Origin of the sequence: Pseudomonas japonica (assembly GCF_013522925.1) — a bacterium.
Taxonomy (GTDB): domain Bacteria; phylum Pseudomonadota; class Gammaproteobacteria; order Pseudomonadales; family Pseudomonadaceae; genus Aquipseudomonas; species Aquipseudomonas japonica_A.
The window spans coordinates 136,433-161,256 of sequence record NZ_JAAMQU010000009.1 but is presented as its reverse complement, the minus strand read 5'-3'; the positions used below and the strand labels follow the sequence as shown (position 1 = coordinate 161,256).

16 protein-coding genes are annotated in these 24,824 nt (G+C 60.6%); 6 read left to right on the top strand and 10 right to left on the bottom strand.

Features of this window, described 5'->3' with window-relative positions; translation table 11 throughout:
• Window positions 1-271: 271 nt before the first annotated feature.
• The 4 genes from G7016_RS25380 (at window position 272) to G7016_RS15860 (ending at window position 5,268) form a co-directional block, all read left to right on the top strand.
• On the top strand, window positions 272-1,810 hold the full coding sequence (locus tag G7016_RS25380) for a M10 family metallopeptidase C-terminal domain-containing protein (RefSeq protein ID WP_181116074.1): 1,539 nt from the start codon (window positions 272-274) through the stop codon (window positions 1,808-1,810).
• Between the two features lie 314 nt (window positions 1,811-2,124).
• A complete protein-coding gene (locus tag G7016_RS15870) occupies window positions 2,125-4,212 on the top strand; it encodes a calcium-binding protein (protein ID WP_181116071.1) in 2,088 nt (695 codons plus the stop codon).
• A 155-nt stretch (window positions 4,213-4,367) separates the two neighbouring features.
• Window positions 4,368-4,850, top strand: coding sequence for a hypothetical protein (locus G7016_RS15865; RefSeq protein ID WP_181116068.1), 483 nt, complete (start codon window positions 4,368-4,370; stop codon window positions 4,848-4,850).
• Window positions 4,851-4,968: 118 nt separating this feature from the next.
• Entirely contained in the window at window positions 4,969-5,268 is a 300-nt protein-coding gene (locus tag G7016_RS15860; protein ID WP_181116385.1) for a hypothetical protein, read from the top strand.
• Window positions 5,269-5,408: 140 nt separating this feature from the next.
• Here G7016_RS15860 and G7016_RS15855 read toward each other — a convergent pair whose 3' ends face one another.
• The 6 genes from G7016_RS15855 to G7016_RS24915 all read right to left on the bottom strand — a co-directional run bounded on the left by G7016_RS15855 (window position 5,409) and on the right by G7016_RS24915 (window position 18,557).
• Window positions 5,409-6,914, bottom strand: coding sequence for a M10 family metallopeptidase C-terminal domain-containing protein (locus tag G7016_RS15855; RefSeq protein WP_181116065.1), 1,506 nt, complete (start codon window positions 6,912-6,914; stop codon window positions 5,409-5,411).
• Window positions 6,915-7,228: 314 nt separating this feature from the next.
• Window positions 7,229-8,509, bottom strand: a complete 1,281-nt coding sequence (umuC, locus tag G7016_RS15850) for a translesion error-prone DNA polymerase V subunit UmuC (RefSeq protein ID WP_181116062.1) — start codon at window positions 8,507-8,509, stop codon at window positions 7,229-7,231.
• A complete protein-coding gene (locus tag G7016_RS15845; protein ID WP_181116059.1) occupies window positions 8,496-8,927 on the bottom strand; it encodes a LexA family protein in 432 nt (143 codons plus the stop codon). Before G7016_RS15845 ends, umuC begins: the two co-directional genes overlap by 14 nt.
• 2 nt (window positions 8,928-8,929) lie before the next feature.
• Window positions 8,930-9,178 carry a DUF1654 domain-containing protein gene (locus G7016_RS15840; RefSeq protein WP_181116056.1) on the bottom strand — a complete coding sequence of 83 codons (249 nt, stop codon included), beginning with the start codon at window positions 9,176-9,178 and terminating at the stop codon, window positions 8,930-8,932.
• A gap of 50 nt (window positions 9,179-9,228) precedes the next feature.
• Window positions 9,229-10,551: an MFS transporter gene (locus tag G7016_RS15835; RefSeq protein ID WP_181116053.1), complete on the bottom strand. Its 1,323-nt coding sequence runs from the start codon at window positions 10,549-10,551 to the stop codon at window positions 9,229-9,231.
• A gap of 341 nt (window positions 10,552-10,892) precedes the next feature.
• A complete protein-coding gene (locus G7016_RS24915; RefSeq protein ID WP_219856299.1) occupies window positions 10,893-18,557 on the bottom strand; it encodes a putative Ig domain-containing protein in 7,665 nt (2,554 codons plus the stop codon).
• Window positions 18,558-18,854: 297 nt separating this feature from the next.
• On the opposite strand from G7016_RS24915, the gene G7016_RS15820 reads away from it, so the two are divergent.
• Complete coding sequence (locus G7016_RS15820) at window positions 18,855-19,616, top strand: SDR family oxidoreductase (RefSeq protein ID WP_181116051.1); 762 nt, start codon at window positions 18,855-18,857, stop codon at window positions 19,614-19,616.
• A gap of 28 nt (window positions 19,617-19,644) precedes the next feature.
• On the opposite strand, the gene G7016_RS15815 is transcribed toward G7016_RS15820, so the two are convergent.
• The 4 genes from G7016_RS15815 to G7016_RS15800 all read right to left on the bottom strand — a co-directional run bounded on the left by G7016_RS15815 (window position 19,645) and on the right by G7016_RS15800 (window position 23,654).
• Window positions 19,645-20,610 (bottom strand): DMT family transporter, encoded by a 966-nt coding sequence (locus tag G7016_RS15815; RefSeq protein ID WP_181116048.1) that lies wholly within the window; start codon window positions 20,608-20,610, stop codon window positions 19,645-19,647.
• Window positions 20,611-20,871: 261 nt separating this feature from the next.
• Window positions 20,872-21,873, bottom strand: a complete 1,002-nt coding sequence (locus G7016_RS15810) for an NAD(P)H-quinone oxidoreductase (protein ID WP_181116045.1) — start codon at window positions 21,871-21,873, stop codon at window positions 20,872-20,874.
• Window position 21,874: 1 nt separating this feature from the next.
• Window positions 21,875-22,207 (bottom strand): carboxymuconolactone decarboxylase family protein, encoded by a 333-nt coding sequence (locus tag G7016_RS15805; RefSeq protein ID WP_181116042.1) that lies wholly within the window; start codon window positions 22,205-22,207, stop codon window positions 21,875-21,877.
• Between the two features lie 10 nt (window positions 22,208-22,217).
• A complete protein-coding gene (locus tag G7016_RS15800) occupies window positions 22,218-23,654 on the bottom strand; it encodes an NAD-dependent succinate-semialdehyde dehydrogenase (RefSeq protein ID WP_181116039.1) in 1,437 nt (478 codons plus the stop codon).
• A gap of 239 nt (window positions 23,655-23,893) precedes the next feature.
• On the opposite strand from G7016_RS15800, the gene G7016_RS15795 reads away from it, so the two are divergent.
• Window positions 23,894-24,820 (top strand): LysR family transcriptional regulator, encoded by a 927-nt coding sequence (locus tag G7016_RS15795; RefSeq protein ID WP_181116036.1) that lies wholly within the window; start codon window positions 23,894-23,896, stop codon window positions 24,818-24,820.
• Window positions 24,821-24,824: the final 4 nt, after the last annotated feature.

Sequence of the window (24,824 nt, the reverse complement as noted above, 5' to 3'; positions counted from 1 at the left end):
CTGAATGCATTATAACGACCGGTACTGCCGATTGCCGCCCAATGCGAAGGGCAGCAATGGGTCGGTAGGGGCCCGTTCCCACCGGCCGCAGCCGACCCATTGCGGCCCTTCGCATTGACCGGCTAAAGCCAAACGCGGCAGCGTGAGGATGTGCATCAACCCCAGGCCCTTATTACCCCTTCGTCGATACCGGCCCATTGCCTTTAAACGAAACGGCATTAATGGCGTCACGCTATATTCCTAGTGGCCCAACCGCAGGCAAGGAGCACGCATGACCCAGGTTCCCGACATCAAGAAAGTCACCAGCCATACGGATTTACAAGTCCCAAGCGCCAGTAGCCAGGTCAGCAGCAACCCGATCGAACTCATCGTGCAGGGTACCCCTGGCAACGACTACATACGTGGTGGGCTAGCCAATGAGCTGCTGATGGGTGGGGGCGGCAACGACCAGCTAGTCAGCGGGGGTGGCAACGATGTGATGGTCTCCAGTGCCGGATACGACGGCATGGACGGCGGCGCCGGCAACGATGTATTCCGCTTCGACCGCATCGGCGACAGCTATATCAAGGGCGGAGGCGAGTATACCGACACCATCGACTATTTCGATCCCGCCCACGATATCCTCGACGTGTCGGCCCTGGGCTATACCCATTTGGGCAATGGCTATGGCGATTCCCTGCACATCCGTAGCGAGCCCCTGCGCGGCATTTACATTTTGGAAAGCTACGAGCGAGACGGTAATGGCAAACATTTTGCCGTGCAGTTCCTGGCCAATAGCGGCCTTATTACCAATGCCAACTTCCAGCCGCTGATCAACGGCACCTCGCACAACGACCTGCTCGAAGGCACAGACGCCAGCGAATCCCTGAAGGCCGGCGCTGGCCGCGATACCGTCGAAGCAGGTGTGGGCAATGACCGGCTATTCGGCGGCGCCGGCGGCGATACCCTGAGCGGCGGCGCAGGTGCAGACAATTTCGTGTATACCCGGCTTAGCGACAGCTACCGTAATGATGCCAGTGGCAGCTACAGCAGCCGCGACCTGATCACCGACTTCAGTGGTAACGGCCATGACATGATCGACGTGTCCGCGTTGGGCTTTACCGGGCTGGGTAACGGTTACAACGGTACGCTGAAGGTGGTGCTCAACCTGGCCGGCAATGCCACCGCGCTTAAATCCCTGGAGCCCGATGCCAACGGTAACCGCTTCGAAATTCTGCTCAGTGGGAACCACGTCAGTGAGCTAAATACCAGCACCGTGTTGTTCGCCCCGCCCAGTGACGCGACTGCTGTGACCACCCCGCAGCCGATCACACCAGTGAATCTGGTCGGCGACGACAAAGCGAACATTCTGTATGGCTACTGGGGCAACGATACCCTGGGCGGCGGCGCCGGAAACGACACTCTTGAGGGTAACGCCGGTGACGACATGCTGACGGGTGGGGCGGGCGCGGACAAGCTCACCGGCGGCACGGGCAACGACCGTTTCGTGTTCACCAGCAGCGCTGATAGTTATGCCGGCAGCAGCGACCTGATCACTGATTTCATCTGGGGCGAGGACAAGCTTGATGTCTCCGCACTCGGCGTGACCGGTTTGGGTAACGGCCGCGATGGCACCTTGAGGATGACCTACGATGAAATCCACGACCGTACCTACCTGCGCAGTAGCGAGCCAGGTGCCGATGGGCACGCCTTCCAGGTCACGCTAGCCGGGTTCGACTACACGCAAGTGCTCACCGATGCCGACCTGGTGGTTGCCGATACGCCAAAGGTGGCGCTCATAGGACATCCCGCTGTAGACCACGTGAGCTAACACTTCCTCAACAGCCGGGCTATCAGCACCCACCTTTACTTTACGCAACCGCTACGGTGTGGTGCTGAACGGTAGCTATGGATAGCAGCGTCAGGTGAACCCTATCCAGCACCGTCCTATGTAGTCGAACCCTTCGTACTCTCGATACCGCCCCACCAGCAATAAAGCATCGCCAGGCTTCGCTATCTACCTCTATGACAGTAGGCGATGACCGTACAGCGACTGTCATGTGCCTCGCCAGGCCTGGCCGAATGCAGACTGCCAACGGTGAACTACAGTGGAGGATCCAATCGGCATCATTAAAGGATTAAACAGTGGAAACCAGCGATAGCAAGTCGGTACTCACCCACACTGTCACCACCGGCGTCGGCACGGTCACGGTCGATCTTACAGGGCAGCTGGATTACGCAGAAAGCGTATTGGTACAAGCCAACGGCGAAATCCTGGTAGGTGGCTATAGCCAGCACCTTGCCTGGGGTTACCCTGGCGCGCCAGGCGAGGAAAGCTATGGCTACGAGCTTGATCATTCTGTGCTGCGGCTCAACACGAACGGCAGCCTGGACACCGCGTTCGGCGTGGGAGGCGTAGATGTCGTTCCGGCCAGCGTAGATCTTGATTGGGACTATGAAGTCATGGCTGTTCAGGCCGACGGCAGAGTGGTGGTCGCGAGTTCGATAGACAGCGGCATACGGGTAGAGCGATTCAACAGTGACGGTACGCTTGACCGTACATTCGCCACGGGCGGCGCACTGACGATCGCTAGCGGCCTCTACGGCGGCATTGATATCAAGGCCCAAGCGGATGGCACCCTGTATGTAAGCATTCGCGACGACGGTCAAGCCGAGGTTACTAAACTGAGCGGCGACGGTACCGTGATCACAGGCTTTGGTGACAAGGGGACACTGACATTGAACACCACGCCAGACCCAGGGGCTGGTGATATTTCGACCACTGTCCAGCCTGATGGCAGTGTTCTTCTCGGCGCGCTCTATTCTGTCGAGGTTGCGCACGATTCGCCTACGGACATCCGCTTTGTTGACATGTATGCACTCCAGCGCTTTACGCCGGACGGTGAGCTGGACACCCGCTTTGGGGATCAGGGGATCCTCTACTTCGATCCAGCCTTGGGTTTCAGAGGCGATTCTGGTGTGGCCATTCAAGCGGACGGCAAAATCATTGTGGCAGGCCATAACGTCGAAACTTCGGTGGCGAGTGTACTGCGGCTCAATGCCGACGGTTCCTTTGATACCAGCTTCGGCGAAAAGGGCATGGTCACTATCGACGATAGCTCTCCAGATGCTGTGACGGTACAAGCAGACGGCAAAATCGTGATCGCGGGCCTGCACAACCGGGACTTTAACGTCACGCGTCTCAATGCAGACGGCAGCCTTGATACCAGCTTCGGCAGCCAGGACGGCAAGGTCCATATCGACGGCTATGTGGGGCAGGACATCCTGCGAGGCACGGAGGCCTCCGAACTCATTAACGGCTTTGCGGGCGACGATGTCTTGCAGGGCAGTGGCGGGCGGGACGTGCTCACCGGCGGTACCGGGGCAGATATATTCCGCTTCACTGACATAGCGGACAGCTACCACACGAGTACCGGCCAAGCCGGTGACCGTGTTGTGGATTTTGATGCGTCCCAGGACCGGATTGACCTGATCGGGCTTGGTTTTACTGGCCTTGGCAATGGCCACAACGGCACGCTCGCTGTACAAACGAATGCCGAAGGTACCCGAACGTACTTGAAGAGTTACGATGCCGACGCCTCCGGGCATCGCTTTGAGCTGGTACTGGACGGCAACCTGGCCAGTCAGCTGAACAGCGATAATGTGGTGACGGCACGCCCTGTCATCGAAGGCACCTCGGGCACGGATACCATTACCGGATCGGCCCTGTCGGAAGTGATTTATGGCCTGGCGGGCAACGACCGCATCAACGGCGGGGCAGGGTCCGACATCTTGATTGGGGGGCAGGGCGCTGACCAACTCAATGGCGGTGACAGAGGCGATTTCTCCTACTGGGTCGATGACCATCAAGACGACGATACCTTCCGCTACCTGTCTACCGACGACAGCTATCGAACCGACTCGAAAAGCTTTGTCGACCTTATCAAAGGGTTCGCAGGCCCTAGCGACAAGATCGATGTATCGCAGTTGGGCTACACCGAATTCGGTGATGGCACAGGGACTACGTTAAAGATGGCCTACAACCGGGATCTGGACCGTACCTACCTCAAGGATGTGGAAGCAGACAGCCAAGGGCACAAATTCGAAATTGCCTTGGCCGGTAACTGGCTTGATGTTTTGAACGACGACAACATGATATTCGCGCCCCCAGTGGCAGTTGAATTGGTAGGGGTGGCTACAGCTGCGCCGGAGCATGACCAGCCTATTGGCTAACTGAGCGCGGCATCACCTCACTACGCTGCCTAAGGGCGGCGTAGGTCGCTTTGGGTCGGTTGCTGACTACTGCTGTTGGCTGCAACCGACCCGAAGCGGTCGGTGATGACAGGTAGAAGCCGACACAGGGCAAACGTTCGAGCCAAGGTAATGCGATGAAGAAAAAAGCAAGAATGGTTGCTGCACTTCTGGCCAGTACCGCAGCAAGCCAGCCTGGGCCCGACTGGACCTTTGATCCTGACCGAATGGTCCGCATAGCCGATTGTCATTCGATCATCGGAGTACTTCGACACATCAAACACAGTGGACCGGAATGGGCGAATCGTTACGTCCACCTGTGCTTTCCTGGCCCATCAAACGCTTGGGCTTTGATGTACCCGCTTCATGATACCAGTGCCCCATACTTTGACTTCATGTATACCCACAGGGCGCCGCCTCAGGCGGCGCTGTCCGCACTGCTGGAGCAATATACACAGTGTTCCGTCATCGACTGGTCACCCGGACGCTCGGCCTGCATCGAAGCTCAGGGGGTGAATGTCGAGACGCTGGCTGAAATCATCCAGGATTTAGCTGAAGCGGCTTGGGGCGAACACATCACGTTCGTCGATGCCTCGTACGAGGAAATGGGTAGAGCGTAACCCAAGAGCAGGCAGTCGAACTTAGCTATCCAATTGCCTGGACAAAAACCTGGTTTTGGGCACCGGTCGACCAAGCAAGAACGGAACCCAGATCACCTTGATCGAAGAGATATTTGTGATGAGCCACCTTGGCAACGACTTGAGGGCCGATTTCGTTGAAGCACTTAAGGAGATCTCGACGCTGATGTCCATGGCATACGAACAGCTTGGCCCAGTACCGCAAGACCATGCTTTAGCTCAAGCAGGCTTGGAGAACGGGGGTGAAATCGTTCTTGACTATGTCGATCACCACGAAACTGGCTTAGCGTTCGAGCACCTGCTTTACATGATTGGCGAACCACCGCTTGTTGTTTCTGAAAAGTGCATGGTCATTCTAGACCGGATCGCAAAGTGCTTGGAGATGTCATTCACGAGGTGACACAGGTTCACCTACCTGAACGTCAGCTATGGGTCGGTAGGAGCCTTTCGTCTTCGGCGTAAACCGACTTTAGCTGCCCTTGCTAAGGTCAGCCTGAAGTGATGATGGACTACTAACCGCTAGCTAAAGCGACCTCTCACCTAAGCAGCATGGATATCACTAGGCGCAACGCCTACCAATTCAATAGGCGCATCAAGAGCATGCTCGGCTGTTGAAACGGTGCTGGCAACGATCAAGTTGTCTGCGGTGAAGGTCCGGGTGTAGCCGCCTTCGAAGCCGATTTCGAAGCGCTGACCCTCGGCATTAAGGTCGTAGTCCTTGAGATAGGTGCGGTGCAGGTCTGTGTCGTACACCAGCTTCAAGGTACCGTTGGTGCCATCGCCCAGGCCCGTATAGCCGAGGGCTGCCACGTCGATCTTGTCCTGGGTCACATCGAAGTCCGTGATCAGGTCAGCGGCACCATGAACGCTGTCGCTGCTGTCCAGATAGCGGAAGGTATCTACCCCAGTATTAATACCCGTCAGCGCATCGCCGGCACCGCCGCCGATCAGAATACCGCCGTCCGATCCCGTAAAGAGAGCATCCCAGGTCGGCTTTCCGGTCAGGGTCTGGTCAGCAGCGTCAGAGTAGTCATCACCTGCGAAGATAAAACCATCGGCATCCTGGTAAGAGGCGCTACCGTGGCGGTAGTCCTGGTCGATATACACCTTGAAGCGGTTGCCTTGGGCATCGGCTTCGAACGACTGAGCCACAAAATGCCCTGCGGTTTTGTCATAGGTATAATTCAGCGTGCCGTTGTAGCCATCGCCCAGGCCAGTGAAGCCCAGCGCGGAAACGTCCAACACGTCCCCACGGAACAGGTTAAAATTGCTGATAAGGTCAGCGCTGGACTCACCCGAGGCGTCGTTGACGAAACTGTCGCTGAGCTGGTGGTAGAGGAAAGTGTCGTAGCCGCTATTGCCGATCAGGTGATCAGCACCCGCGCCGCCATCCAGTACGTTGGCTGTTTTCCCGCCGGTCAGCGTATCGTCACCGTCCAGGCCATTGAGCACGTACTGCTTGGTGCTGAAGCTGTAGTCCAGGGAATCGTTGCCGGCTGTGCCATCGTGGCGCAGTTCAAAGTTGGTCGTGCTTAGCTGGCCTTGAAAATCGCCCGCTAGGCGCACCTCGAAGAAATTGCCGCTGGCGTCTTTGTCCAGCGAACGCACGTAGGTAATGTCCGTGGCAGCATCATAGCTGACGTCCAGATCGCCATTGTGGCCGTTACCGATCCGCTCCAGGCCAAGGGCGGTCAGGTCCAGTACATCGTCTGAGCCAAAGAAATTAGTAATCAGGTCGGAATGGGAACCCTCGGCATTGGCGTAACTGTCGGTAAGCGACGTGAACACGAATTTCACCGGATATCCATCGACTGCGCCGCCTGTGAGGGTATCGACTCCAGCACCGCCTACCAATACGTCACTGTTGCCGCCTTGGCCATTCAGGGTGTCGTTCCCGGCACCACCAAACAAATGATCCCGTCTATAGGAACCATTAATTACGTCGTTACCCGACGTTCCTTTGTACGTAGTGTAGGAAGTTTGAGTGTGAACTATGACTTGCTCTTCAGCCGGTATCAGCGGAGCAATTGTTGGAGCTGTAGGCATGGTATTATCCTGTTTGGTATGGGGAATTTCACATGCAAAATCATAAAGTTGACAAATTTTTATTTTAAAAGTTCCTCTTTATTTTAAAAAAGACGAACTGCAATTCACTTTAATTCGAATCACAACCTAATTTTAAATATTGAAAACTGAGAACATTAATGCATTTAACGCACTGTATTTATAGACCGCTTCTGATTGCGCGATTACTATAAAAAGTCAAGCATCAGCCAATTAGTATAATTATAATAAAATTCATTTTATGAATTTATCAATAAAACAGGCTATTGGGAGCTAAGATATAATTAGTAAATACATTAGTGTGCATTGACTGTCCACAACTGATCAATTCGCGTTGTGTAACTCTGGCTCATCAGCTCGCGGCGCATGCCCCAGTCGGGCGCGATAGGCACCGTGGCTGAACGCAGCGTTCCGCGGCCCCAACGGCCGTTGATCGTGTCCAGCACCTGCATCAGCTGTTCGCATTTCTTCGGCTGGGTCTGGGCGAACAGGTCGTCGGTGTATTCACCGGGTTGGCGCAGGTCCAGCAACAGCACCTCGGCCTTGCTGTAGCGGTAGCCTGGCCGGTAGATCCGTTCCACGGCCTGGGTGGCGGCGTTGGTCATCAAGAGCGTGTCATGGGTAGGGTAGGGCAGTTCGATCAGCACGCCGTTCGCGTATTTGGCCTCGTCCGGGTTTAACATGCCGGTGCGCACGGCGATGCGCATCTTCTTGCACATCGAGCCCTGGGCGCGCAGCTTCTCGGCCGCGCGCGCCGTGTAGCTGGCCACCGCTTCCTTGATCGGGGCCAGGTCAGTCAGCCGCTTGCCAAACATGCGGCTACAGCAAATTTCCTGCTTGGGTGGGTCGGGGTCGTCCAGTTCCAGGCACGGCACGCCGGCGAGCTCGCGGGCCGTGCGCTCCAGGACCACGCTGAACTTGGCGCGTAGGGTCACGGGGTCGGCATTGGCCAGGTCCATGGCGGAGTGGATGCCCATGCCCTGCAAGTGCGCGGTCAAGCGCCGGCCCACCCCCCACACCTCAGCCACGGCAGTATTACGCAGCACCCAGTCACGCTTGAACGGGTCGCAGATGTCGACCACGCCTCCGGTGTGCTGCTGCAAACGCTTGGCGGTGTGGTTGGCCAGCTTGGCCAGCGTTTTGGTGCGGGCAATGCCGACACCGACCGGAATGCCGGTACAGCGCAGCACCTTCTCCCGGATCGACCGGCCCAGGACCGTCAGGTCGCCCGGCTGGCCAGTCAGGTCGCAGAACATCTCGTCGATGCTGTACACCTCGGAGCCGGCCACCATGCCCTCGATGAGGGTCATCACCCGTTGGCTGATCTCGCCATAGAGCGCGTAGTTCGAAGAGAACGCCACGATGCCGTGCCGGCACAGCGTGTCCTTGATCTGGAAGTACGGCGCGCCCATTTTCACGAAGGGCTTGGCGTCGTAGCTGCGGGCGATCACGCAACCGTCGTTGTTAGACAGCACCACAATCGGCGTCTTGGCCAGGTCCGGCCGAAACACCCGTTCGCACGACGCATAGAAGCTGTTGCAGTCCACCAGAGCAAAGGTGGGTTCAAGCGTAGGCATGATCGCGCACGCTGTAGCGCACCACACCCCAGATGGCCATCTCGTCGCTTTCCAGGATGAACCGCTGGGGATAGGCCGGGTTTTCGGACTGGAGAATGATTTCGCTGCCTTTGCAGTGCAGCCGCTTGCACACGGGTTCACCATTGAGCGCGGCAATCACGATGTCGCCATGACGTGCTTCTCGGCCGCGATCCACGATCACCAGGTCACCGGAAAACAGGCCGGCGCCTTTCATGCTGTCGCCGTCGATCTTCACCAGGTAGATATGCGGTGCGCGCAGGTCGAACAGCTCATCGAGGGAAATGTGTTTTTCCAGATGATCTGCTGCCGGCGACGGAAAGCCTGCGGGTACCCGGTAGGCGAAAAACGGCAAGGGATAGACGGAAGGCTCAAGCGGCCCCAGGACAACAATGCTCATCGTCAATCGTCCTGCAGCACGGTCCAGAAAATCTGGATATGGCCATCGTCCCGGTAAGCCAGGGTCACGTTATCGTTTTCGCCCAGCTCTTCCATGATCCGCTCCCAAGCTTCTTCCGAGTCGCCGTCCAGCCGTTCAAGCAGGGCCGTTTTGGCCTGTTGCGCGGCGGGATGGTTAATGGCGCGCTGCAGGCGCGTCGCCAAAAGGTCATAGGGCTGGGGTTGTACGGGCGTGGAAGGTTGCTTGGCCATAACGATGACTCTTAACTGTATGTATTTACAGTATTACAGGCGAAACCTGCTCAGCAAGAATTTTTCTTTCCAGTCATCGGGTTATAAGCCCCGTCATTACTCGGTGACGAGCGTTTATGCCCAGCGTCGTCATTGACCGCAGCCTCTGCCGTCATGTCCGCGCCGGTGGCGTTTGGCAGGCAAAGCGCCGCAATGAACGCGATCACGTACGAGCTGATGGCAAACGTCCCCATGGCGGCGGGCAGGCCCATGCTGGTAGACGCAAAGCCGACTGCGGCGGGCATGATCGAGCCGAAACCGCGACCGAAGCTGGTGCAGAACCCGGCCCCATTGGCACGGATGCGGGTGGGATAAAGCTCTGCAAACGCCACCGGCAGCCCGGAGGCCAAGCCGCCCTGGAAGGTTCCAAGTAGCAAACCCAGGCCCAGGGTGACGCCCATGTTGATGGGGGCGAAGGTATACACCCCCACCACGCAGGCCTGGCACAGGAGAAACAGCATGAATGCCCTGCCGCGGCTGATGTGGTCGCTGATACGGCCGTAGATGAAGGGGCCTAGCAGCGAACCCAGGATGTTCACCGCAAGATAACCCGAGGTAGACGTCACCGGCAGGTTGAGCACCATCCTCATATAGGTCGGCAGCCAGGTGATCATGATGTAAGCCCCGCCGAATATACCGCTGGCGAGGATGGTGCTGATCACTGTGACCCTGCGATGATCCCGGCCGAAGATCTCTCGAACGTTCAGCGCTTTCCTGGGGCCCTTGTTCGCCTGGGTAAAGGCGTGAGATTCCGGTACCAGGCGGCGGATGAACCAGATGAGCAGGGCGGGCAACAAACCAATGGCGAAGAACGCGCGCCAGGCGATTTCCTCGGGCAGCCAGGCAAACACGACCGGCATCAAGGTCAGGGAAATTGCATAGCCCACCGCGTACCCGCTTTGCACCGAGGCGGCAACCCGGCCGCGGAGCGCTGGCGCAATGGCCTCGCTGATCAGCACCGCGCCGACGACGGCTTCGCCGCCATAGCCGATGCCTTGTAGAAAACGCACAGGCAGAAATTCCCAGAAGCTGCTGCAAAGCCCGGCCAGGCAGGTGAAGGACGCTACCCACAGCACGGTCCCTTGCATCACCCGCACGCGGCCGAAACGGTCCGCCAGCAACCCGGCGGCCCAGCCACCCAAGGCGCTGCCGATCAGGGATACCGACCCGAGCAGGCCCGCATCGGACTTGCTCAGGGACAGTACCGTCATCAGCACTGGCATCATGAGCGAGTAGATGGTGGAGTCCATCGAGTCTAGCGTGAACCCACCGAAACACGCCCAGTAGGTACGCTTTTCAGTGGGCGTTAGTGCCGAATACCAACCTAATCGCATGCCAGGCCTGCCCTTGTTCTTGTCGAATTGGTACTCAGGATGCTAACGGCATGGCGATCGCCACAGGCTGCGAAGGGGTAAACCAGCCAACGGTTCTCTTTATGTTGTGTGAGGTAGTTGCAGGCCAAAGCAGGGCGCATCAGCCGCTCTGGGCAATGAGCGAATTTCGGCTGTGGGGGGATTGGTGATGCGTGGTGGTGCAGTTCCCCGGCTACGCCGGGTCCTGCGGGGGGCAGCCGTGGGTCGAGCTAGAAGTCGGAATAACAGGCCAGCCCGGAACACGATGGCACCTGACGATTGTCAGGGCATCCGTTCCGGGCTAACCCGCGGGGCTTGGTCCCTTACGCAGCGAAATCGCTCTGCTGCAGTTGGGTCACACCTACCAGCTGGATCTCGAACTCAGGGGTGGAGTCGGAATCTGTGCTGCCGTACAGCACGCCGTTCTCGAACCGCAACTGGCCGGCAGCGCTGAACGCCTGGCTGCCGATGAAGTTGAAGTTGTCGTGGGCGCCGGTGGAGGTGTTGGCGTCCAGGCCGGTAAGGTCGAGCTTGTCACCCTCGGTGCTCTTGAACCCGCTGATCACGTCCCGCGAGTTGCCCAGCCCCAGGTCCGTCAGGGCCACGAACTTGTAGGTGTCGGCACCCGTGCCGCCGGTGAGCGTGTCGGTACCTGCGCCGCCGATCAGGGTGTCGTTACCGGAACCCCCCACGAGGGCGTCGTTACCAGCGCCGCCGTCCAGCACATTGTTTGCACTGCTGCCGGTGAGGGAGTCGTTGAAACGGCTACCGATCACGTTCTCGATGTACTTGAGGGTGTCCAGGCCAGAGGCGCCGGTATTCTGCTGGGCACTGCTGCTCAGGTTCACAGTTACCGCGCCAGTGGCTGAGGCGTAAGAAACAGTGTCGATCCCGTCGCGGCCGTCCAGCACGTTGTTGCCGGTGCCGGCGAACAGGGTGTTGTCCAGCGCGTTGCCGATGCCGTTGGCGGCGCCAGCGGTATTGATCACCAGGTTCTCCACGTTCGCGGCCAGGGTCCAGGTGGCCAGGCTGGTGTACACCGTATCGATCCCGCCCACGGTGCTGTCGCTGCTTTTCTCCACCGTCGTGTCGTCGATGTTGTCCACATAGTAGGTGTCGGAGCCATTGCCCCCGGTCATGCTGTCGGCGCCGCCCTTGCCGTCCAGCACGTTGGCCGCGTCGTTGCCGGTCAGGAAGTTGCGCAGCCCGTTACCCGTGCCATCGATGGCCGAATAACCGGTGAGTACCAGGTACTCCAGGTTATTGCCCAGGGTCCAGCTGACCGAGGCTTTCACCGTGTCGATCTGGGTGGTGGAGGCATTGGTTTCGGTGACCACGTCCTGGGCGTTGTCGACGATGTACACGTCCTTGCCATCGCCACCGGTCATGTTGTCCGCGCCAAGGTCACCATCCAGGGTATCGCCGTAGGCGCTGCCCACCAGCGTGTCATCCTGGTCGGTACCGAGGATATAGCCACCGTTCTGGCTCGCCACGTCGTTGTACACGTCCTGAGCGGTGCGGTTGTCGCCAAGGTTGCCCTTGTAGCCGAGGTCGGCGGCGATGTAGTCGGCCAGGCGCTGGCCCACGATCTCGGCCGACTCTTCGTGCAGGTGCCATACGTCGTCGGGGTAGGTGACGGGGTCGGCTTCCTGGCGCAGCGGCAGGTCGGTGTAGTCCACCGCCAGGTCCACGTCCGAGCGTTCCGCGGCCATTTGTTCCTGCGCCGCCCGCACCGCTACCAGGCCTTTCTCGATCTGGGCGATCTTGGCTTCGTCGTAGCCACGCACCCGCGCGGCATCGGCGTCGTAGTGCCCGGTTTCCATGATGTACACCTTGAAGTCGCCAAGCTGCGCGTGCAGGTAGTCGAACACTTTCAGGGTGTTGGCCTTATAGGCTGCGGCTTGCGCCGCCGGGTCGCTCGCCCGGCCGATTTCCTGGGCGGCTTCCTCGCCCTGGCCCCAGATGATGCCCATGGTCACGTTGTCGGTGGCCTTCAGGCTGGCAAGCTGCTCCTTCAGCAACTCAACGGCGCGGAGTAGGGCAGGCCCCGGTTTATTCGTGTCACCGAGCCACCAGGACAGGCGCAGCTCCTCCTCGGTACCGGTGGAGAAGCCATTCACCGTGCTGCCGCCCACGGCGATGTCGATGCCATTGCCGTCGGCGTCGGTGAACTGGCTGCGCACGTCGTAATCGGTGTACTTGCTCAGGTCCTTGACCATCTCGGTGATGCCCGACTGATCGTCATCCTCGGTCATGCGCAGCATGCGCGCGTTGCTCTGGCCCAAGGTCGGAAGGAAGAGAATGTCCTGCTCGGCCCGCTCGGCGAACACGAAGTCGCTGGCGCTGAGGGTGGAGGAATAGTTGCCCTGCAGGGTCACTTCGAAGCGGTTGCCATCGGCATCGGACTCGGCCGACTTGATGTAGGTCTTGCTGCCGTCGGCGCTGGTGGTGATGTACAGCGTGTTATGGCTGCCATCCCCCAGGCCGAGGATGCCCAGGCTGCTCACGTCGATCTTGTCCACGCCAACGGTGAAGTCGGTGATGGTGTCAGTGGCTGTGATACCGCCGGCGTCATAGTCGCGGTAGCTGTCGGTGACGGCCGAGAAGCGGAAGGTGTCTGCCCCCGCGTCGCCGGTCAGGGTGTCGGCGCCAGCGCCACCATCGAGGATGTCTGCCCCGGTGTTGCCTTTGATGGTGTCCGCGCCGCCCAGGCCCAGCATCAGGTCATCGTGGGTGGTGCCGGTCAGGGAATCCTTGCCCGAGGTGCCGGTGATGGTGGTGCGTGGCGCATCGGCGACGGTCAGCGCGAACAGGTCGCTGGCCGAGGCACCCTTGCTGTCCGTGGCGGTGACCAGGAAGTTGTAGACGCCGGCGGCGTTGTCGTTCGGGGTACCGCTGAAGGTCAGGGTTTTCGGGTCGAAGGCCAGCCACGAAGGCAACGCCGAGCCGTCCTGGAGGGTGGCGGTGTAGGTCAGCGCGTCGTTGTCGGCGTCGGTGAAGGCGGTCTGTGACACGGTGTAGGTAAAGGCGCTGTTTTCAGTCGCCGTGCTGTCCTGCAGCGGGTCGGTCAACACCGGCGCGCTGTTACCCGGCAGGTTGCCGCTGGTGAACACAAAGTTGCTGGCTTTCAACGTGGTGAGGTGGTTGCCTTGCAGCACCAGCTCGAAGCGGTTGCCGCTGGCATCAGCGTCATTGCTCTTGAGGTAGGTGCGGTCGTTGCTGCTGTTGTACTGCACCAGCAGGGTGCGGTTGTTGCCGTTCCCCAGGCCGGTAAAGCCCAGGCCGGCCAGATCGAGGATGTCCACGCTCGCGTCGAAGTCAGTGATCAGGTCACTGTAGGCCGTGCTGGACGTGCGGTAGCTGTCGGTCAGCGTGGTGAAGCGGAAGGTGTCCGCGCCCGCGCCGCCGGCCAGGTTATCCGCCCCCGCGCCGCCCACCAGCAGGTCATTGCCGGCGCCGCCTTTGAGGGTATCGATCCCGGCCAGGCCGAACAGTTGGTCATTGCCGGCGGTGCCGGTGAGGGTGTCCTTGCCGGACGTCCCGGTGAGCACACTGCCGTTGCCTGCCGGCGTGTCCTTCACCGCCAGGGCAAAGGTATCGGTGACGATCCCGGCTTTGCCGTCGTTGGCGGTGACGATCACGTTGAAGCTACCGGCGGCGTTCGAGTCTGGCGTACCGCTGAAGGTGCGGGTGGCGGCATCGAACTTCAGCCAGGCGGGCAAGGCGCTGCCGTCGGCCAGGGTGGCGGTGAAGGTCAGGGTGTCGTTATCGGCGTCGGTGAAGGCGCCGGCCGGAATCACGTAGCTGAACGGCGATGTTTCGGTGGCGTTCTGGTCAGCCAGCGGTACCGCGACCACAGGAGCGTGGTTAGCCGAAACAGGCGTGTCCTGGACCGCCAGCGCGAAGGTGTCGCTCACGGTACCGGCTTTGCCATCGTTGGCGGTGACGGTCACGTTGAAGTTACCCGCCGCGTTCGAATCCGGCGTACCGCTGAAGGTGCGGGTAGCCGCGTCGAACTTCAGCCAGGCCGGCAGGGCGCTGCCATCGGCCAGGGTGGCGGTGAAGGTCAATGCATCATTGTCGGCGTCGGTGAAGGCGCCGGCGGGGATGGTGTAGCTGAAGGCCGTGGTTTCCTTGGCGGTCTGGTCAGCCAGCGGCGTGGCCAGTACCGGCGCGTGGTTCACCGAAGGCGTGCTGTTGAAGATGAAGTCCGAGGCCTTCAGGGTGTTCAGCAGGTTGCCGGTCACGCCCAGTTCCAGGCGTTTGCCGCTGGCATCGGGTTCGTAGTTCTTGATGTAGGTGGTGTTGGAGCTGGAGCTGTATTGCAGGAACAACGTGCCGTTATAGCCGTTGCCCAGCCCGGTGAAGCCCAGCCCGGAAAGGTCGATCTTGTCCACGCCCACCACGAAGTCGGTGATGGTGTCGGAGTAGCTGGTGCTGGAAGTACGGTAGCTGTCGGTCAGCGCCGAGAAGCGGAAGATGTCCGCGCCTGCGCCGCCGGTGAGTTTGTCGATACCGGCGCCACCCACCAGGATGTCATTGCCGCCACCGCCGTTGAGCGTGTCGGCGCCCGCCAGGCCAAGCAGCTGCTCGTTGGCTGCGGTACCGGTGAGCGTGTCCTTCCCGGAAGTGCCGGTGAGGGTTTTGATCGGTGTGGTGTCCGGGGTGTCCTTCACCGCCAGGGCGAAGGTATCGGTGACGATCCCGGCCTTGCCGTCGTTGGCGGTCACGGTCACGTTAAAGCTGCCCGCGGCGTTCGAGTCCGGAGTGCCGCTGAAGGTGCGGGTGGCGGCATCGAACTTCAGCCAGGCCGGCAGGGCGCTGCCATCGGCCAGGGTGGCGGTGAAGGTCAGGGTATCGTTATCGGCGTCGGTGAAGGCGCCGGCCGGGATCACGTAGCTGAACGGCGATGTTTCGGTGGCGTTCTGGTCCGCCAGCGGTACGGCGACTACAGGGGCGTGGTTAGCCGAAACAGGCGTGTCCTGGACCGCCAGCGCGAAGGTGTCGCTCACGGTACCGGCCTTGCCGTCGTTGGCGGTGACGGTCACGTTGAAGTTACCGGCCGCGTTCGAATCCGGCGTGCCGCTGAAGGTGCGGGTAGCTGCGTCGAACTTCAGCCAGGCCGGCAGGGCGCTGCCATCGGCCAGGGTGGCGGTGAAGGTCAACGCATCGTTGTCAGCGTCGGTGAAGGCGCCGGCGGGGATGGTGTAGCTGAAGGCCGTGGTTTCCTTGGCGGTCTGGTCAGCCAGTGGGGTAACCAGTACCGGCGCGTGGTTCACCGAAGGCGTGCTGTTGAAGATGAAGTCCGAGGCCTTCAGGGTGTTGAGCAGGTTGCCGGTCACGCCCAGTTCCAGGCGCTTGCCGCTGGCGTCGGGCTCGTAGTTCTTGATGTAGGTGGTGTTGGAGCTGGAGCTGTATTGCAGGAACAACGTGCCGTTATAGCCGTTGCCCAGCCCGGTGAAGCCCAGCCCGGAAAGGTCGATCTTGTCCACACCCACCACGAAGTCAGTGATGGTGTCGGAGTAGCTGGTGCTGGAAGTACGGTAGCTGTCGGTCAGCGCCGAGAAGCGGAAGGTGTCCGCGCCGGCGCCACCGGTGAGTTTGTCGATGCCCGCCCCGCCCACCAGGATGTCATTGCCGGCACCGCCGTTGAGCGTGTCGGCACCCGCCAGGCCAAGCAGCTGCTCGTTGGCTGCGGTGCCGGTGAGCGTGTCCTTCCCAGAAGTGCCGGTGAGGGTTTTGATCGGCGTGGTGTCCGGAGTGTCCTTCACTGCGAGCGCAAAGGTATCGGTCACGCTGCCAGCCTTGCCGTCGTTGGCGGTGACGGTCACGTTGAAGTTGCCCGCCGCGTTCGAATCCGGCGTACCGCTGAAGGTGCGGGTGGCGGCATCGAACTTCAGCCAGGCGGGCAGGGCGCTGCCGTCGGCCAGGGTGGCGGTGAAGGTCAGGGTGTCGTTGTCGGCGTCGGTAAAGGCACCGGTCGGGATGGTGTAGCTGAACGGGGATGTTTCGGTGGCGTTCTGGTCGGCAAGCGGTGTTGCCACCACAGGGGCGTGGTTGACCGGAACCGGAGTGTCCTTCACTGCGAGCGCAAAGGTATCGGTCACGCTGCCAGCCTTGCCGTCGTTGGCGGTGACGGTCACGTTGAAGTTGCCCGCCGCGTTCGAATCCGGCGTGCCGCTGAAGGTGCGGGTGGCGGCATCGAACTTCAGCCAGGCGGGCAGGGCGCTGCCGTCGGCGAGGGTGGCGGTGAAGGTCAGGGTGTCGTTGTCCGCGTCGGTAAAGGCACCGGCCGGGATGGTGTAGCTGAACGGGCTGGTTTCGGTGGCGTTCTGGTCGGCCAGGGGCGTGGCGAGGACCGGCGCATGGTTGACCGGTGTCACGCCAGCGAACACGAAGTCGGTCGCTTTCAAGGTGTTGAGCAGGTTACCCGAAAGGGCGAGTTCGAAACGGTTGCCGCTGGCATCCACCTCCAGGGATTTGACGTAGGTTTTGTCCCCGGCGGCGTTGAGGCTGAGGTACACCGTGCCATTGCGGCCGTCGCCCAGGCCAGTGATGCCCAGCGCCGACAGGTCGATGCGGTCCTGGCCCGTCGCAAAATCGGTGATGGTATCCACCCGTGTTACGCCGCCGGTGTTGTAGTTGCGGTAACTGTCCAGGCGGTTCGCGATCACGAAGGTATCGGCACCGGCGCCACCAGTGAGCGTGTCTACGCCAGCGCCGCCGTCCAGGGTGTCATTACCCGCGCCGCCGCTGATGTTGTCGTTGCCGGCAAGGCCTTTGATCGTGTCATTGCCCGCCGTACCTACCAGGGTGTCATCGCCTGCGGTGCCTTGCGGCGTGGTCGTCGGCGGTGTGGTGCCCACAGTGGTGCCGTCGCCGTAGGTCAGGGTCGAGCCCTTGGTCGTATGGCTGATGTCGTTGTCCAGGATGGTATTGCGGTCGGTGCCGTCTTCGTTACGTTCGGCCACCCCGTAAGTGGAATTGGCGCCGCCGGTGATGGTGTTGTCGCTCACCGTGTTGTCGCTGCCGGGGAAGAACTTGCCGGACACGCCGGCGGTGTCGTCATAGCTCTGGATGACCACTTCCGGTACCGGCGCCTTCAGCCCGTTGTTGGTGAGGGTATTGCCGGTAACAGTGACATCCGTGCTGCCGTAAATGCGCACGCCCGAGCCACCGTTGTCGTGGATGTTCACGCCGGTCACGGTCACGTCGCTGGACAGCTTCACCAGCACGCCTTCGGCGCCGTTGTTGTACACGTTGCCGCCTTCGATGGTGACGTTGTACGGTGAAGGGATGTTCTCGCTGCCGCGCTGCACCACGATGCCGTTGCCGCCGTTGCCATAGGCCACGTTGCCGGTCATGGTGAAATCGTTGGTGCTGGTGACGATGTTGAACCCGTGGCGGTCGTTGTCGTACGCCACGTTGTTCAAATACTTGGTGTCGATCATGTAGTCCGCGACAAAGCCGTCCAGGCCGTTGCCGTGGGACACGCAATTCTCGATCAGCATATTGATCGTTTGCTCGTGGGGGTCGAAGCCGTAACCCGAGCAGTCCTTGATTTCCACGCCGCTGAGGGTGACGTTGCTGTCGTGGCCGTCCTTGCCAGGAATGTAGCCGTTGAACCAGCCGTCGATCTTGCCGGTAGTGTTGTCCCGGTTGCCGTCGATGGTCAGGTTGCTGAGGCCGAAGTCGTGGGTTTCTTCGCCATAGGCCGAGCGGATCACCCCGGTGATCTTGGTATCGGTGCCGTCCGCTACCTTCACGGTGGTTTTGCCAGCACCCGCGCCTTCCATGTACACGTTGCTTTTGAGCATCAAGCAGCCGTCCGAAGGTTCTTCCCCGGCCGAGACGATAAAGGTCCCGGTTGGTACAAATACCGTTCCGCCGCCCGCCGCGGCAGCCGCGTCGATACAGGCCTGCATGGCTGCCGTATCGTCTGTCACACCGTCACCTACAGCGCCGAAATCCTTTACGTTGAAAATCATGTGCTTGTCCGTCCGCGGAGAAAATGTAGGGGACCGGTGCCAATCGCTCGGCGTCCGGTTGGGACGTTTTATGACAGAGTTCACAAAAGGAATTGGTCCAAATGGGATCACTTCGTCAAATATTCTTATCTTTTGGTGTTAGGAACCTGTAAACGTCGGCTTGCTGGCGGCGGTTCCTTTGTAAGCCGTCTGTTACTTTGCGTTCGCGTCAAAACTCAGGCGCTGCAAATGCTTTTCTGGCGCTTCTGCTGGCGGCCGCGCCTTGGTCACCCCCACCTTTCCACGGAGCATCGCAGCATGGCTATTTCTACGCAGGCACCGCTGATAGTGATTACGGGAGGAAGCCGCGGCGTTGGCGCGGCGACGGCTCGCCTGGCGGCCGCACGGGGTTACGACGTGGCGATCAGCTATATCCATGACCAAGCCAGTGCCGAGGCGGTGGCGGCAGACGTTCGCGCCTTTGGCCGCAACGCCCTGGCGATGCGGGCCGACAGTGCAGACCCCGAACAGGTCGGGGCGTTGTTCGCGGCCATCGACCGGGATTTCGCGCGGCTCGACGTGCTGGTAAACAACGCCGCCATACTCGCCCGGCAGTCCCCCATGGAGGATCTGGATTTCGAGCGCATGCAGCGCATTTTTGCCGTCAACGCCATCGGCCCTATCCTCTGCTCGCAGCAGGCGGTGCGGCGAATGGCGACCCGCTATCAGGGGCGAGGGGGTGCCATCGTCAATATCTCCTCCGGCGCCGCCAGGCTCGGCAGCCCCAACGAGTATGTGGACTATGCGGCCTCCAAGGGGGCACTGGAGACGTTCACCATCGGCCTCGCCAAAGAAGTCGCGCGCGACGGCATACGGGTGAACTGCATCCGCCCGGGGCACATTTACACCGACATGCATGCCAGCGGCGGCGAGCCCGGGCGGGTGGACCGCGTGAAAGCGTCTATCCCGATGGGGCGGGGCGGCCAGCCAGAGGAAGTCGCGCGGGCGATCCTTTGGCTGGCCAGCGAGGAGGCGAGCTATACCACCGGCACTTTCCTCGACGTTACCGGTGGCAGATAACGCACAAAGTGGGCTGTGGTGAATGCCGCTAGGTCGCCTTGGATACGGCGGCCTTCGGCACCTTCATACGCGTGACCAGCCGGATACCCGCACACACCAGTAACAGCGCTATCAGGTTTTTCCATTCAAGGATGGTCTCACTCAGGAACAACGCGGACAGCAAGGCGCCGAATACCGGTACCAGGAAAGCGAAAACGGTGATCCTGCCCACCGGGTTGTGTTTGAGCAGCAGGCTCCACACGGTGAACGCCACTGCCGACAGCAACGCCAGATACACCAGCAACGCCATGGCCGCCGGCGTCATTACCCCGATGGTACCGCCGGTGGCATAGCCCGCTATCAACAGGGCCAAGCCACCGATAGCCAACTGCCAGGCAGTCATGACCATGGCATCCATGCGGTTGGAAATGGACTTGCCATAGATTGAGGCAGCAGACAGCACGAACGCGGCGATGATGATAAAGCCTTCGCCTTGCAGCGATGGCGGTGCATCGAGCGGGCCGGCGCCAGCATTGACGGTCAGCACCCCGGCAAAACCGAGCAGGCAACCCAGCGCCTTTGGCGTGGACAGCTTGTCATTGTGATAAATGAAATGTGCCAGCAATACGCTGAAGAACGTGGTGGTGGCATTCAATATCGAGGCGCGAACGCCAGTGGTATACGCCAGGCCAATATAGAAGAACACATACTGCAGGCTGGTCTGCGTCACGCCCAGCAGGGTCAATTGCCAAGCCTCACGCGTGCCCAGCCGGAATACGGGTTTGCGCATCACCACCGCCACGGCGACCAGGCACAGCCCGGCTATCAAAAAGCGATAGCCCGCGAACACCAGTTTGGACGGTACGTCCTGCGCGGCAATCTCGAGCATTTCATAGCCGCTCTTGATTGCCGGGTAGGAGCTGCCCCATAAAACGCAGCACAGTGTGGCCAATGCCAGCACGACCTTGGGTTGAGAAAAGAACGGCAGCGCAGGGCGCGTAGCGGAAGGGTTCATTGCATGGCTCTTTTTTTAGAATGAGAGGAGCAGGCCGTGCCATAACGCTGATGACATTGGCCAAAAAGCTTTTCTCGCCCAGGTTGAGTGGGCGCACCGGCTCAAGCGAAGCTCACCGTATGAACGATGGTCTGCGCGGCAGCCGGTGTGGCAGGAAAAGCTTTCAAGAGATACGTACAGTCGGGAGGTTCTAGGACATCGTACGACTGCTTCGTTGCGGTTGCAATTTGTTGCGTGGTAGCAGGCTGGCTGCGGCCCGGGTCAGACCAGATCTTCAGGCTGCATCGTCAGAATGATTTTCCCCACATTTTCCGAGGCTTCCATCCGGCGATGCGCATCCGCAGCACGTGATAGCGGGAAGGTACTGTCCACCACGGGCTCCAGGCTACCCGCACCCTCGAAGCGATCCAGCCAATGCTCGCGGAAGCGCTTGATCATGGCGTGTTTTTCCGGCTGCGATCGGGACTTCATTACCGTACCCATGATCTGCACATGGCGGTAAAGCAGTTGCTCCAGTTCCAGGGTTACCTTGCCGCCGCCTCCCAGAATACCCACCTGCACCATACGGCCACCGTGTGCGAGTGAGGCGACGTTACGGGCAAAGTAGGGCTCACCTACGAAGTCGATGATCACGTCCACGCCACGGCCCTCCGTTTTATCGGCGATTACCTCGGCAAAGTCCTGAGCCTTGTAGTCGATGGCAACATCGGCCCCGAGGTGCTCCACCCGCGGCAACTTGCTGCCTTCGGTGGTGGCATACACCGTTGCGCCTGTGGCGTAAGCCAGTTGAACAGCAGCCGACCCTACGCCCCCTGCAGCGGCATGGATCAATACCGAATCGCCCCGGGTGAGCCGGCCCAGATGCATCATCGCCTCATGGGCCGTCACGAATACCTCGGGTATCGCCGCCGCATGTACATAACCCAGCTGCGCAGGAATGTGCATGGCCATGCGGTAGTCGATGCGTGCCAGTTCGGCGTAGGCGCCGCCGCCCACAACCCCCATCACTCGATCACCCACCTCGAAACCTGACACCTCGCTGCCTTTCGCTATGACCTGGCCGGCGATTTCAAGCCCCATGATCAACGAGTCGCCGAAATCAGGATGGCCATAGCCACCGGTGCGATGGGTCAGATCCGCACGGTTCACCCCTGCCGCATACACGCGCACCAACAGGTCGGCCGGCCGTATTACAGGGTCGGGCGCCTCGCCAAGTTCCAGTACGTCTACCGCACCAAACGCTTTGAGGTTGATCGCTTTCATGTCAGTGCTGCTCCGATTCGGTGAAGGTAGCGTTGGCAAGCGCGGACGCGGTAATGGCGCCGGGGAAGCCCACGTAAAAGGCCAGGTGGGTAATGGCGGCGGCAATCTCGGTGTGGGTGACTCCATTGGCCACCGCGCGCCGCAAGTGCGAGGGCAACTCCTCCGTGTGACCACCGGCGATCAGCGCAGCCACGGTGATCAGGCTGCGGTCGCGAGGGGACAGCGCCGGGTCATTCCACACCTGCGGATAAAGCGTTGTTTCAACGAACTGGGACAGCTTGGGGGTGAACGCACGGGCGGCTTCACGCGGGCTGCTGAAATCCAAAGTCGACATAGTTGCCTCCTCAAACCTGGCTGATGAATTTATGGGTGAGGTAATGCTCGATGCCTTCGATGCCGCCTTCGGAGCCATGGCCGCTCTCTTTGAGGCCGCCGAAAGGGAGCTCGGTGGCGACGATGCGGTACTGGTTGATCCCGATCATTCCGGCCTCCAGGCCGTCAGCCACATCGATCGCCGTGCGCGCACTGGACGTGAAGGCGTAGGCCGACAGGCCGTAGGGCAGCCGGTTGGCTTCCTGCAGGCCATCTGCAAGTTCATCGAAAGGCATCAGCACGGCAATGGGGCCGAAGGGTTCTTCATGCATCACCCGGGCAGTCATGGGCACATCGGCCAGCACGGTGGGCTGGAAGAAGAAGCCTTCACCGGGCAGCGCTTCACCGCCCGCCAGTACCCGCGCGCCTTTTGCAACGGCATCGGCCACCAGTTCTTCCATCTTTGCCAACTGCCTGGGGTTGGCGAGGGGCCCCACCTGGGTTGCAGGGGCCAGCCCATCGCCGATCCTCAGCGCCCGGGTTGCGGCCACGAAATGTTCGACGAAGGCGGGGTAGGCGCCTCGCTGGACAAGAAAGCGGGTGGAGGAAATGCACACTTGCCCAGTGCCCCGGAATCGGTTGGCAACACCTTCCACGGCAGCCTTTTCAATGTCTGCGTCTTCGAACACCAGCACGGGGCCGTGGCCTCCCAGTTCGAGGGTGATCGGCTTCACGCCCTCGGCGGCGCGTGCCGACAGCAGCCGACCGATGGGTACGGAGCCGGTGAAGGTCACCTTGCGAATGATCGGAGACGCAATCAGGTGGCTGGACACCTGATCTGGAACGCCGAACACCACTTGCAGTACGCCTTTGGGCAGCCCGGCATCGTCAAGGGCGCGCGCCAAGGCCAGGGCGGTGGAAGGGCTTTCTTCCCCCGGCTTGAGAATCACGCTGCAGCCAGCGGCCAGGGCGGCGGAGAGCTTGCGAGCAGGGGTGATGGCCGGGAAATTCCAAGGGGTGAAGGCAGCGACGGGGCCAATGGCCTGGCGTTTCACCAGTTGCAGTACGCCGGGGCGGTTGGCGGGTACCACACGGCCGTCGATACGGCGGGCGCCTTCAGCGAACCATTCGAAATACTCTGCGGCACGGGTCACTTCATCCAGGCTTTCGGCGAGCGGCTTGCCTTCTTCCAGTGTCATCTGTGCCGCGATGTGAGGCGCGCGCTCCAGGATCAAGTCGGCGGCCCGTTTCAGAATTTTCGCCCGCTGGTCCGGCACCACATGGCGCCAGGTTTGAAAGCTGGTGTTGGCGACTTCAAGGGCGTGATCGAGATCAGCCACGGTAGCCAGTGGCACCTGGCCGATCCCCTGGCCGGTGGCGGGGTTAACGACTTCAGCGGTGTTACGCTCGCCGGCGCTGATCCATTCGCCACCGATAAACAGATAAAGCGGATCGTAAGTAGTGTTCATGGGTTTCGCCTCCATTGGGTGTCAGGGGTTCGCATGAATGTCGGCGCCTGAGTGACGGCGCCGCTGGGGTTCAGGCGATCCATGGGGCCCAGTTTATGGAGGGGCAGCGCTTTGATTTAGCCGGCCATTTGGGAATCAATGTTGTCCCCAGGGGTAATATCGGGCACAGGCAGTAGCGTGTAGCATCCGCTGGAACCCATCGTTATCACGGCCAGGCGTCAGGCCTGCGGGAAGGTGAAGTGGATAAACTCTCGAACATGTCGGTGTACATAAAGGTCGTGGAGATGGGCAGCTTCACTGCCGTGGCGAACCATCTGGACTCCACCGTCGGTAACGTATCGCGTGCGGTGTCCGCGCTGGAGAGCGTGCTGGATGCGCGCCTGTTGCAGCGCTCCACGCGGCGGCTCTCGGTGACCGATGCGGGCCGGCGATTTTATGAGCGCTGCGTGAAAATTCTCGCGGACCTGGAGAGCGCCGAAGCGGAAGCGAGCAATGCGGCCCTGACCCCCCGCGGTACCCTGCGGGTGCACTGCGTACCCGGGTTGGCTCGACAGTTGGTCACGGGGGCCGTGCTGGAATACCGCCAGGCCTTCCCCGACGTTACTGTGGATTTGCTGCTGTCCCAGCGAATGCCCAACTTGCTGGAAGATCAGCTGGACCTCTCGATCCTGATTGCTCGCACCCTGCCGGATTCAGCCTATGTGAGCCAGAAGATCGGTGTAAGCCACTGCGTGTTGGTGGCATCGCCAGGCTATCTGGAGCGGCACGGCGCGCCGCAGACCCCGGAGGATCTATGCGATCACCCATGCGTTCTATTAAGCACCGTGGATTATGCGAAAGATGAGTGGCAACTCAAGAGCAGCGCAGGGGACGCGACATTCGTTCCCACAGGGCCAGGCTTTAGCGTGAACGACATGGATGCGATGGCGGTTGCCCTGAAAGAGGGGGCCGGGATAGGCCTGCTGGCGGGATTCACCGCCATTGACGACCTGCGCTCAGGCGCTTTGGTGCGGGTGCTGCCGCAGTACCATACGTATGAACGCAACGTGTACGCGGTCTACACCTCCCGGCAGTTTGTGGACGCGAAAATAACCCGTTTTATCGACGCGTTGAAAGATCGCGTCGGCGGCCGGCTCGCAGCCACTGCGCAGGCGCTGATCGGCTAAGCCG

What these genes read in the sequence shown, in the direction of transcription:
- G7016_RS15800 (WP_181116039.1), bottom strand. Translation starts at nt 23,654, where the DNA reads ATGAACACTACTTACGATCCGCTTTATCTGTTTATCGGTGGCGAATGG.
- G7016_RS24915 (WP_219856299.1), bottom strand. Translation starts at nt 18,557, where the DNA reads ATGATTTTCAACGTAAAGGATTTCGGCGCTGTAGGTGACGGTGTGACA.
- G7016_RS15815 (WP_181116048.1), bottom strand. Translation starts at nt 20,610, where the DNA reads ATGAACCCTTCCGCTACGCGCCCTGCGCTGCCGTTCTTTTCTCAACCC.
- G7016_RS15805 (WP_181116042.1), bottom strand. Translation starts at nt 22,207, where the DNA reads ATGTCGACTTTGGATTTCAGCAGCCCGCGTGAAGCCGCCCGTGCGTTC.
- G7016_RS15810 (WP_181116045.1), bottom strand. Translation starts at nt 21,873, where the DNA reads ATGAAAGCGATCAACCTCAAAGCGTTTGGTGCGGTAGACGTACTGGAA.
- G7016_RS15835 (WP_181116053.1), bottom strand. Translation starts at nt 10,551, where the DNA reads ATGCGATTAGGTTGGTATTCGGCACTAACGCCCACTGAAAAGCGTACC.
- G7016_RS15865 (WP_181116068.1), top strand. Translation starts at nt 4,368, where the DNA reads ATGAAGAAAAAAGCAAGAATGGTTGCTGCACTTCTGGCCAGTACCGCA.
- G7016_RS15820 (WP_181116051.1), top strand. Translation starts at nt 18,855, where the DNA reads ATGGCTATTTCTACGCAGGCACCGCTGATAGTGATTACGGGAGGAAGC.
- G7016_RS25380 (WP_181116074.1), top strand. Translation starts at nt 272, where the DNA reads ATGACCCAGGTTCCCGACATCAAGAAAGTCACCAGCCATACGGATTTA.
- G7016_RS15855 (WP_181116065.1), bottom strand. Translation starts at nt 6,914, where the DNA reads ATGCCTACAGCTCCAACAATTGCTCCGCTGATACCGGCTGAAGAGCAA.
- G7016_RS15840 (WP_181116056.1), bottom strand. Translation starts at nt 9,178, where the DNA reads ATGGCCAAGCAACCTTCCACGCCCGTACAACCCCAGCCCTATGACCTT.
- G7016_RS15845 (WP_181116059.1), bottom strand. Translation starts at nt 8,927, where the DNA reads ATGAGCATTGTTGTCCTGGGGCCGCTTGAGCCTTCCGTCTATCCCTTG.
- umuC (WP_181116062.1), bottom strand. Translation starts at nt 8,509, where the DNA reads ATGCCTACGCTTGAACCCACCTTTGCTCTGGTGGACTGCAACAGCTTC.
- G7016_RS15860 (WP_181116385.1), top strand. Translation starts at nt 4,969, where the DNA reads ATGAGCCACCTTGGCAACGACTTGAGGGCCGATTTCGTTGAAGCACTT.